The sequence below is a fragment of the Streptomyces sp. NPDC049837 genome, assembly GCF_040674455.1.
GTDB lineage: Bacteria > Actinomycetota > Actinomycetes > Streptomycetales > Streptomycetaceae > Streptomyces.
This window is the reverse complement of the sequence record NZ_JBFAMP010000004.1, coordinates 509,516-519,114: the sequence shown is the minus strand read 5'-3', so window position 1 is coordinate 519,114 and position 9,599 is coordinate 509,516. Positions and strand designations below refer to the sequence as shown.

Here is a 9,599-nt window from a genome sequence, read left to right as displayed (position 1 = left end):
CCCGGCGGAGGGGACCACCCGGGCGGGCTCCCAGCGGTCGCGCCCGGGGCGGGCGGCGCCCAAGGTCGGGGTGACCGCTCACGCGCGCACGGAGGTGCACCCTGTCCGCCGAGACCTTCGACCACGTGACAGCCTCCGGCGCCCGCCCGGTGCCGCGCCGGCTCGCCGCCCTGCACCGCGCGGCACCGGCACTGGGGCTGTTCGCCGCGGCCCGGCTCACCGGGATGACGGTGATGGCGCTGTGGGCGTGGCACACCGGCCGCTCGCCGCGCGCCCTGCTGGCCCTGTCCTGGGACTCCGACTGGTACCTGGCGATCGCCGCGTACGGCTACGGCACGACCCTGTACTGGCCGGACGGCGCCGTCCAGTCGGACCTGGCGTTCTTCCCCCTGTACCCCGGTCTCGTACGCGCGGTGACGACCCTGGTGCCGGTGGCGGGCGGGACGGCGGGGCTGCTGGTCGCCTGGGCGGCGGCGGGCGCGGCCGCGTGGGGCATCTTCCTGATCGGCGAGCGGCTGTACGGGCGGGGCGTCGCCACCACGCTGGTGCTGCTGTGGGGCCTGCTGCCGCACTCGATCGTGCTGTGCATGGCGTACACGGAGCCGCTGCTCACGGCGTTCGCGGCCTGGTCGCTGTACGCGGTGCTCACCCGCCGCTGGCTGTGGGCGGGCGCGCTCGCGGCGCTGGCCGGGGCGGCGCGGCCGAACGGGATCGCGGTGGCGGCGGCGGTCGGCGCGGCGGCGGCGTACGAGGCGTACCGCCTGTTCCGGAGCGAGCGGCGCACCGACTGGCGGCTGTGGGCCGGGGCGGCGGTGGCACCTGTGGGCTGGGTGGGCTACCTGCTGTGGGTGGGGGTGCGCAAGGGCGATCCGCTGGGCGGGTACTTCGCCGTGCAGGCGGGCTGGACGTCGCGGTTCGACTTCGGGGTGGGGACCTTCGGCTTCGTCCGCACGGTGATGACCAGGCCGATGGACCTCGGCTTCACGGTGGCGCTGCTGCTCACCGGTGTGGGGGTCGTGCTGTGCGCGCTGCTGGTGCTGGAGCGGCCACCGCTGCCGCTGCTGGTGTACACGGCGGTGCTGGTGGTCATCGCGGTGGGCGGGTCCGGGTTCTTCGAGTCCAAGCCGCGCTTCCTGCTCCCGGCCTTCCCGCTTCTGCTGCCGGTGGCGTGCGCGCTGCGCCGGGCCCGGCCGAGGGCGGCGGCCGTGGTGGTCACCGCCCTCGCCGGGGTGTCGTTCGGCTACGGGACGTACCTGCTGACGCTCGCCCCGATGGCGCTGTAGGTCCCGGTGGGGCTCAGGCCTCGTCGCCGGGCTCGGCGTCGCCCTCGGACTCAAGGCCGAACTGCTCCACGAGCCACTTGTCGAACTCGATCGACGCGCGCACCCAGCTCACCGTCGACTGCACGAAGTGCTCCAGGCTGACGCCGGTGCCGATCAGCATCTGCGCCTCGCCGATGAGCCGCACGGTCGCGCCGCCCTGCTCGTCCTCGTGGAGGTGCGTGTAGACCTTCGGCCACAGGGTGCGGCGGTTCCAGTCGTCGATCGTCTCCAGGATCTGCGCGCGGTTCTCGACCGGGTGCGGGCGGTCGTAGAAGGTCCGCACCGAGAAGACCTGCTGCTCGCCCTCGCCGCGGAACATGAAGTACGTGCGGAACTCCTCCCACGGAGCCGCGAGGTCGCCCTCGTCGTCGATGACGTACTTGAGCTCCATCTGCTCCAGGAGCTGCTTGACGAGGTCCTGGTCGGGGACGACGGGGCCCGCCGGTCCTGTGGCCTGTTCAGGCTGGGGCTGGCCACCGAAATTCGGAATGGAGGCCGGGTCGATGCTCACCGTGAATTTCCCTTCGAACGATTGCAGCCATCCTCTCCCATGCCGGGCCGGGACTGGCAACCCCGGACACGGCGATCCGCTGCGAGCTGACAGGATCGGCGCCCATGGGGAGGAGATCGTTGCGCGCGCGGCGGTGGACCTGGATCGGCCTGGCAGTGGTGCTGCTCGGGCTGCCGGGCGGCTGCGTCATCTGGGGCGCGTACGCCTGGAGCGAGGCGGGGAGGACACAGCAGGTGCCCTGCACCGACGCGCTGGCCTTCGCGCGCGCCACCCTGCCGGACACCGCCCGGGACGCCCGGTGCACGGCCGCCCACTGGCAGGACACGTACGTCACGGCCGATTTCCGGATGCCCCGCGCTGAGGCGAAGCGCTGGCTGTCGGCGACCTACCCGGCGGCGGAGCGCTCCGTGTCCTGCGAGACGGACCTGTGCCTGCGCGCGGAGTGGGACGACGCCGACCTCGCGGCGGTGGACGTGGAGATGACGTACGAGGACGGGGACACCGCCCTCGTACGCCTGCGCGCGTTTGACCTGTAGCGCCTTAGCCTTCGACCTGTAGCGCCTTACTGCGCCGCGCCCACGATCAGCCCCTCCCCGGCCCGGTCCACCCGGACCGTGTCGCCGTCGCTGACCTCGCCCGCGAGGATCTCCTTGGCGAGCCGGTCGCCGATGGCCGTCTGGACCAGGCGGCGCAGCGGGCGGGCGCCGTACGCCGGGTCGAAGCCCTCGGCGGCGAGCCAGTCCAGGGCCGCCGGGGTGACGTCCAGGGTGAGCCGGCGCTCGGCGAGGCGGGCCGCCAGGCGGTCGATCTGGAGCCGGGCGATGTGGGCGAGCTGGTCCCGGTCGAGGGCCGAGAAGACGACGATGTCGTCGAGGCGGTTGAGGAACTCCGGCTTGAAGGAGGCCCTCACCGTCTCCAGCACCTGCTCCTTCTTCTGCTCCTCCGGGGTGACCGGGTCCATCAGGAAGTGGCTGCCCAGGTTGGACGTGAGGATCAGGATGGTGTTGCGGAAGTCGACCGTGCGGCCCTGACCGTCGGTCAGCCGGCCGTCGTCCAGCACCTGGAGCAGGATGTCGAAGACCTCCGGGTGGGCCTTCTCCACCTCGTCGAGCAGGACGACGCTGTACGGGCGGCGGCGCACCGCCTCCGTGAGCTGGCCGCCCTCCTCGTACCCGACGTAGCCGGGGGGCGCGCCGACGAGGCGGGCGACGCTGTGCTTCTCGCCGTACTCGCTCATGTCGACGCGGACCATCGCCCGCTCGTCGTCGAAGAGGAAGTCCGCGAGCGCCTTGGCCAGCTCGGTCTTGCCGACACCGGTCGGGCCGAGGAAGAGGAACGAGCCGGTGGGCCGGTCGGGGTCGGAGATCCCGGCGCGGGTGCGGCGCACCGCGTCGGACACCGCCCGTACGGCCTCGGTCTGGCCGATCAGCCGGCGGCCGATCTCGTCCTCCATGCGCAGCAGCTTCTGCGTCTCGCCCTCCAGCAGCCGGCCCGCCGGGATGCCGGTCCAGGAGCCGACGACGTCGGCGATGTCGTCGGCGCCGACCTCGTCCTTGACCATCGTGTCCTTGGCGGCCTCCTGCTCGGCCGCGCTGGCCGCCTCCAGCTCCCGCTCCACGGCCGGGATCTCGCCGTACAGCAGCTTGGAGGCGGTGTCGAAGTCGCCGTCGCGCTGGGCGCGCTCGGCCTGGCCGCGCAGGTCGTCGAGCTGCCCCTTGAGCTCACCGACGCGGTTGAGGCCCTGCTTCTCCTTCTCCCAGCGGGCGGTCAGGCCGCGCAGCTCCTCCTCCTTGTCGGCGAGGTCGCGGCGCAGCTTCTCCAGGCGCTGCACGGAGGCGGGGTCGGACTCGTTCTTCAGCGCCAGTTCCTCCATGCGGAGGCGGTCGACGGCGCGCTGGAGCTCGTCGATCTCGACGGGCGAGGAGTCGATCTCCATCCGCAGCCGGGACGCGGCCTCGTCGACGAGGTCGATGGCCTTGTCCGGCAGGAAGCGGGAGGTGATGTACCGGTCGGAGAGCGTGGCGGCGGCGACCAGGGCCGAGTCGGCGATCTGGACCTTGTGGTGGGCCTCGTACCGGCCCTTGAGGCCGCGGAGGATCGCGATGGTGTCCTCGACGGTCGGCTCGGCGACCAGGACCTGCTGGAAGCGGCGCTCCAGGGCGGGGTCCTTCTCGATGCGCTCGCGGTACTCGTCGAGGGTCGTCGCGCCGACCATGCGCAGCTCACCGCGGGCGAGCATGGGCTTGAGCATGTTGCCCGCGTCCATGGCGGAGTCCCCGCCGGCGCCCGCGCCGACGACGGTGTGCAGCTCGTCGATGAAGGTGATGATCTGGCCGTCGCTGGCCTTGATCTCGGACAGGACGGTCTTCAGGCGCTCCTCGAACTCGCCCCGGTACTTGGCACCGGCCACCATCGCACCGAGGTCGAGGGCGACCAGGCGCTTGTTCTTCAGGCTCTCGGGGACGTCGCCCTTGACGATGCGCTGGGCGAGGCCCTCGACGACGGCGGTCTTGCCGACGCCGGGCTCGCCGATGAGCACCGGGTTGTTCTTGGTACGCCGGGACAGCACCTGCACGACGCGGCGGATCTCCTGGTCCCGGCCGATGACGGGGTCGAGCTTGCCGTCCCGGGCGGCGGCCGTGAAATCCGTACCGAACTTCTCCAGGGCCTTGTACTGGCCCTCCGGGTCGGGGGTCGTCACCCGGCGCCCTCCCCTCGCCTTCTCGAACGCGTCCAGCAGCTTCCTGGCACTGGCTCCCTGCTCGGTCAGCACCTCGCCGGCCCGGCCGCCCTTGGCCGCGATGCCGATGAGCAGGTGCTCGGTCGACAGGTATTCGTCGCCGAGGTCCTTGGCGCGCTGCGAGGCGTCGGCGATGACGGCGAGCAGCTCGCGGTTGGGCTGCGGCGGCGCCACGGTGGAGCCGGTGACGCTGGGCTGGGCGGCGAGCGCGCGCTCGGCACCGGAGCGCACGGCGGCCTGGTCGGCGTCGACGGCGGCGAGCAGGTCGACGATGTTCTCGTTGTCCTGGCCCGCGAGCAGCGCGAGCAGCAGGTGCGCGGGGGTCAGGTCCGGGTGCCCTTCGGACACGGCACGGCTGGTCGCGGCGTTCAGCGCATCCCGGCTCTTGTTGGTCAGCTCGGCGTCCACGGGCGGTCTCTCCTCCTCGTACCACGGGTCTGACGACTATGACTCATCGAACGTACGTAAAGTTGAGTCTATTCCACTCAAGGGTGGTTCGGGACACCGGTCGCCGGTAGGTTCGCGGGCATGGCCATCGACCCCCGCGACCCCGGCGATTCGTACCTCGGCTTCTGGCGCGAGTACCACATGTCCACCCTGACCACGCCCCGGCCGGACGGCACGCCGCACGTCGTGGCGGTGGGCGTGACGTACGACCCCGAGGGCGGCGAGAAGGGCATCGCCCGGGTGATCACCAACAAGCACAGCCGCAAGGTCGCCAACGTCCTGGCGGCGGGCCCCGACGGCGCGCGGGTGGCGGTGTGCCAGGTCGACAAGGGGCGCTGGGCGACCCTGGAGGGCGTCGCGAGGATCCGTACGGAGCCGGAGGTCGTCGCCGACGCGGTGGAGCGTTACGCGGCCCGCTACGGCCGCACACCGTCGCCCAACCCGGACCGGGTCGTCATCGAGATCGCCCTGACGCGGGCGATGGGGCGCGCCTAGCGTCCGCGGGCCTACGCGCACAGCACAGCGGCGCCATCGTGTTCAGGTCCACGATGGCGCCGCTGTGTGGGGGAAGCACCTGAGCGATTTACAACGACGGGGGAACCGCTCAGGCGCTGCGGGGGGTGGCGGTGGTGGTCTCCGACTCGACGAGCTGGTGGTCACGCTGGTCGAGGTTGACGAAAATCATGCCGTACCGGATGGCACATCGGACGGGCTGCGGAGCTCCGCGGGGCCGCCGAAGGCATCGGTAGGCTCGGATGTCCTCGTCTTCTCCGCGCGTGATGACGATCGGCTCCCCGAAGAGGGTGACCATCAACGAATCGCCACTGTGCGGCACAGCCGTGACGAGGTCGATGAAATGCCACCCGGAACGGTAAGCGGATGCCATCTCGCGCCGGAAGCGCGAGTCGTCGGGAACGTTCATGCGCCGACGAGGGTCCAGCCGGGGTCGTTCGCCGCCCGCCCCGACCCCGCGGGTGACGCGGCGGTCCAGCCGGGGTCGAGCGCGGCCGTACCCGACCTGACGGGTTCGGCGGTCCACGAGGGGTCGTTCACGGTCAGGCCCGACTTGGCGGGCGCGGCGGTCCAGCCGGGGTCCTGCGTCGTGGTTCCGGTGCCGGGAGCCGCCTGCGAGTCCTGACCCTCGGCCGCCCCCAGAACCCCTACCGCGCCGGCAGCGATGAACGCACTGGCAACCACTGCGCGTATGAGTCTCTTCGTCATCACCGAGCAACCTCACTTGAAGGCAACGTCTCTTTCCAACCCCCGCGGCTACGACGATTGCTCACTCTCCACGCTTCCACCACCTACGACAGGCATCATGTTCCTGAGATGCAGGAGCCTGGGGGTGTACAGATGAGCGTAAAACCGGACAAGCCTGGCCACCCCCATTCCCACACGGAGCTGTGCGAGGCGGGTTCCGAGCTCTACGCGAACGCCTTGCGCAGCGGACGAATACCCCGGTCAGAGGCGGATGAGGTGCCCTGTCTCCTCGACCTGGCGCTGCTGCACCCCGACCCGGACGACGCCCAGTGGCTCCGTCCCGTGCCGCCCTCCTCCGCGCTGGCGCAACTGCTCCAGCCCATCGAGCGCGAGATCCTGGAGCGTAGACGTCTTACAGTCGAACTGTCCGACGCGTTCGAGCCATTCATGGCCATCAGCGCCCAGAACGCGCCCACCACGCACGCCATCACCGTGCTGGAGGGCCTGAGCCGCATCAACGCCACGCTGGACCGCGTGGTCGCCGGCTGCGAGAAGGAGCTGCTGACCGTCCAGCCCGGCGGCGGACGCCCCGCCCACGGGCTGAGCGAGGCCCTGCGCCGGGTGCGGCCCCTGCTCGGCCGGGGCATCCGGATGCGCACGCTCTACCAGCACACCGCCCGGCACACCGAGTTGACGCTCACGTACCTGGAGCACGTGGGTCCGGAGGTGCAGGTGCGCACCCTGGAGCAGATCATCGACCGGCTGATCATCGTCGACCGCGAAGTCGCCTTCGTACCGGCGCGCAGCGACCGCCAAGTCGCCCTGGAACTGCGCCACCCCGGCCTGGTGGCCTACCTCGCCGGGGTCTTCGACCAGTTCTGGCAGCTCGCCGTGCCCATCAACGAGGAGATCCCCTACGACCTGAAGTCGGACGGCATCAGCGGCGTCCAGCGCTCCATCGCCAAGCTCCTCGTCGAGGGCCATGTCGACGAGGCCATCGCCCGCCGCCTCGGCATGAACGTACGGACCTGCCGCGCCCACATCGCCAAGCTCGCCTCCGTCCTCGGCAGCGGGAGCCGGGCCCAACTGGGATACCTGATCGCCAAGTCCGGCATCCTGGAGCAAGATCACTGACCATGCCGAACATCACGCTGGACACCGGCGCCGGCACGCTCGACGTCACCGGCCCCGGCCTGCCCCACGTACGCCTCGTCCGTGAGCCCGGCACGGAACGCCACCCGCACATCCCCATCGGCACCCGCGACCCCGCCCTGCTGACGCTCACCGTCGACGGCCGCCCGGCCCGGATCTCCCCCGCCAAGGGCCGGCTGTCCCGGCGCTCCTACCGCGTCGACGCGCGTGTCGGTGACACCCGCTACCGGCTCGTGCCGTGCTCGTACGGGGAGAGCCGGCTGCTGCGCGACGGCCGTCGGCTCGGCGAGCTGGAGTCCTCCGGCGATGGCCGCGTCACCGCCGACTGGCGCGAGGACGCCAAGGTCCTGGCCCAGGACGTCGCCCTCGGCACCGCCCTCGCGGCGGCCTTCGGGACGGGCGCCCAGCCGATGTGGGAGACGGCCCTCGACGTCGTGACGGAACTGATCCCCTAGCGGCGCGGGCGCGCGGCCGGCCGCGTGCGAAAGGCCCCCTCCGCCGGAACGGAAGGGGCCTGTCGGGCATGTGAACGCCGTGTCACTCGCCGCGCTTGGGCGGACGCCACACCACCAGCGCGCCCGCCTGCTGCACGTCCTGGTAGGGCACCAGGTCGCGCCGGTACGAGGCGTGCACCTGGGCCTCGCGCTGCCGCATCGCCGCCGCCGCGCCCTCGACCGCCGCGCTCAGCTCGGCGACCCTGGCCTGGAGGGCGGCGACCTGGTTCTCCAGCTCGATGATCCGCTTGATGCCCGCCAGGTTGATGCCCTCGTCCTGCGACAACTGCTGCACCTGACGCAGCAGCTCGATGTCGCGGGCCGAGTAGCGCCTGCCCCGCCCCGCCGTACGGTCCGGCGAGACCAGGCCCAGCCGGTCGTACTGGCGCAGCGTCTGCGGGTGCAGCCCGCTCAACTGGGCCGCCACCGAGATGACGTACACCGGTGTCTCGTCGGTCAGCTCGTACGGATTGCGACGGCGTCCGTCCATCTCAAGCCCCCTTCGCGGCCTGGAACAGCTCGGCCCGCGGGTCCTCACCCGCCGTGGCCTCCCGGTACGTTTCGAGCGCCTCGCGCGCCTTGTCGCTCAGGTCCTTGGGCACGGCCACCTCGACGGTGACGAGCAGGTCCCCGCGCGTGCCGTCCTTGCGGACGGCGCCCTTGCCGCGGGCACGCATGGTGCGGCCGTTGGGCGTGCCGGCCGGGATCTTGAGCGTGACCGCGGGCCCGCCGAGGGTCGGCACCCTGATCTCGCCGCCGAGCGCCGCCTCGTCGAAGGTGACGGGCACCGTGACGGTCAGGTTGTCGCCCTTGCGGCCGAAGACCGGGTGGGCGTCGACGTGGACGACCACGTACAGGTCACCGGCCGGGCCGCCCCGCTCGCCGGGCGCGCCCTTGCCGCGCAGCCGGATGCGCTGCCCGTCGGAAACGCCCGCGGGGATGCGGACCTGCATGGTGCGGGACGACTTGGCGCGGCCGCTGCCGTGGCAGACCTCGCACGGGTCCTGGGCGATGAGCCCGCGGCCCTTGCAGTCCACGCACGGGTCGGTCAGCGAGAAGGAGCCGCTGCCGCCGCGCGAGACCTGTCCGGTGCCGACACAGGTCGGGCACACGCGGGGCGTGCCGTTCCTGTCGCCGGTGCCCGAACAGGCCTTGCAGGGCTGCTGGCTGGACATGCGCAGCGGGACCGTGGCCCCGTCGACCGCCTCGGTGAAGCTGAGCGTCACCTCGGACTCGATGTCCTGGCCCCGGCGCGGCTGCGTGCGGGTGCCCGCGCCGCCCCGGTTGAACAGGCCGCCGAACACGTCCCCGAGACCGCCGCCGAAGCCGCCGGCACCGGGTCCGCCCTGGGCGCCGCCGAAGAGGTCGCCCAGGTCGAAGTTGAACGTGCCGCCGGGCCCGCCGCCCGGGCCGGGCCGGAAGCCACCGTTGCCGAACAGGGCGCGGGCGTCGTCGTACTCCTTGCGCTTCTTGGGGTCGCCGAGGATGTCGTTCGCCTCGGAGATCTCCTTGAAGCGCGCCTCCGCGCCCGCGTCACCCTTGTTGGCGTCCGGGTGGAACTCGCGGGCGAGCTTCCGGTACGCCTTCTTGATCTCGGCCTCGGTGGCGTCCTTGGGGACGCCGAGAACCTTGTAGTAGTCCTTCTCCACGAAGTCCTTCGTGCTCATCGACGTCCCTCCTTCCGTTCCTTCCGATCACCGGCCGGCGCGTTACCGGTCAATGCGCTACCGGTC

The 9,599-nt window shown here is 71.8% G+C and carries 11 protein-coding genes; 5 read left to right on the top strand and 6 right to left on the bottom strand.

Annotation, left to right across the window (positions count from 1 at the left end):
- Positions 1 to 149: 149 nt before the first annotated feature.
- Entirely contained in the window at positions 150 to 1,283 is a 1,134-nt protein-coding gene (locus tag AB0J57_RS13870) for a hypothetical protein (protein ID WP_366128519.1), read from the top strand.
- A gap of 13 nt (positions 1,284 to 1,296) precedes the next feature.
- On the opposite strand, the gene AB0J57_RS13865 is transcribed toward AB0J57_RS13870, so the two are convergent.
- On the bottom strand, positions 1,297 to 1,833 hold the full coding sequence (locus AB0J57_RS13865) for a YbjN domain-containing protein (protein WP_366128300.1): 537 nt from the start codon (positions 1,831 to 1,833) through the stop codon (positions 1,297 to 1,299).
- A 104-nt stretch (positions 1,834 to 1,937) separates the two neighbouring features.
- Here AB0J57_RS13865 and AB0J57_RS13860 point away from each other — a divergent pair, with 104 nt between their 5' ends.
- On the top strand, positions 1,938 to 2,369 hold the full coding sequence (locus AB0J57_RS13860; protein ID WP_366128298.1) for a hypothetical protein: 432 nt from the start codon (positions 1,938 to 1,940) through the stop codon (positions 2,367 to 2,369).
- Positions 2,370 to 2,395: 26 nt separating this feature from the next.
- On the opposite strand, the gene clpB is transcribed toward AB0J57_RS13860, so the two are convergent.
- Positions 2,396 to 4,981: an ATP-dependent chaperone ClpB gene (gene clpB / locus AB0J57_RS13855; protein WP_366128297.1), complete on the bottom strand. Its 2,586-nt coding sequence runs from the start codon at positions 4,979 to 4,981 to the stop codon at positions 2,396 to 2,398.
- Positions 4,982 to 5,101: 120 nt separating this feature from the next.
- On the opposite strand from clpB, the gene AB0J57_RS13850 reads away from it, so the two are divergent.
- Positions 5,102 to 5,515 (top strand): pyridoxamine 5'-phosphate oxidase family protein, encoded by a 414-nt coding sequence (locus AB0J57_RS13850; protein ID WP_366128296.1) that lies wholly within the window; start codon positions 5,102 to 5,104, stop codon positions 5,513 to 5,515.
- Positions 5,516 to 5,624: 109 nt separating this feature from the next.
- On the opposite strand, the gene AB0J57_RS13845 is transcribed toward AB0J57_RS13850, so the two are convergent.
- Both AB0J57_RS13845 and AB0J57_RS13840 read right to left on the bottom strand, forming a co-directional pair.
- Positions 5,625 to 5,942, bottom strand: coding sequence for a (2Fe-2S)-binding protein (locus AB0J57_RS13845; RefSeq protein ID WP_366128295.1), 318 nt, complete (start codon positions 5,940 to 5,942; stop codon positions 5,625 to 5,627).
- Positions 5,939 to 6,241 carry a hypothetical protein gene (locus AB0J57_RS13840; protein ID WP_366128293.1) on the bottom strand — a complete coding sequence of 101 codons (303 nt, stop codon included), beginning with the start codon at positions 6,239 to 6,241 and terminating at the stop codon, positions 5,939 to 5,941. Before AB0J57_RS13840 ends, AB0J57_RS13845 begins: the two co-directional genes overlap by 4 nt.
- Before the next feature lie 132 nt (positions 6,242 to 6,373).
- Between AB0J57_RS13840 and AB0J57_RS13835 the strand changes: the two genes are divergently transcribed.
- Together AB0J57_RS13835 and AB0J57_RS13830 are read left to right on the top strand one after the other, a co-directional pair.
- Positions 6,374 to 7,354 carry a helix-turn-helix transcriptional regulator gene (locus tag AB0J57_RS13835; RefSeq protein ID WP_126885621.1) on the top strand — a complete coding sequence of 327 codons (981 nt, stop codon included), beginning with the start codon at positions 6,374 to 6,376 and terminating at the stop codon, positions 7,352 to 7,354.
- Between the two features lie 2 nt (positions 7,355 to 7,356).
- Positions 7,357 to 7,827 (top strand): hypothetical protein, encoded by a 471-nt coding sequence (locus tag AB0J57_RS13830; RefSeq protein ID WP_366128292.1) that lies wholly within the window; start codon positions 7,357 to 7,359, stop codon positions 7,825 to 7,827.
- A gap of 82 nt (positions 7,828 to 7,909) precedes the next feature.
- On the opposite strand, the gene AB0J57_RS13825 is transcribed toward AB0J57_RS13830, so the two are convergent.
- Positions 7,910 to 8,356, bottom strand: a complete 447-nt coding sequence (locus AB0J57_RS13825) for a helix-turn-helix domain-containing protein (protein WP_366128291.1) — start codon at positions 8,354 to 8,356, stop codon at positions 7,910 to 7,912.
- A 1-nt stretch (position 8,357) separates the two neighbouring features.
- Positions 8,358 to 9,533, bottom strand: coding sequence for a molecular chaperone DnaJ (dnaJ, locus tag AB0J57_RS13820; RefSeq protein ID WP_366128289.1), 1,176 nt, complete (start codon positions 9,531 to 9,533; stop codon positions 8,358 to 8,360).
- Positions 9,534 to 9,599 lie beyond the last annotated feature (66 nt).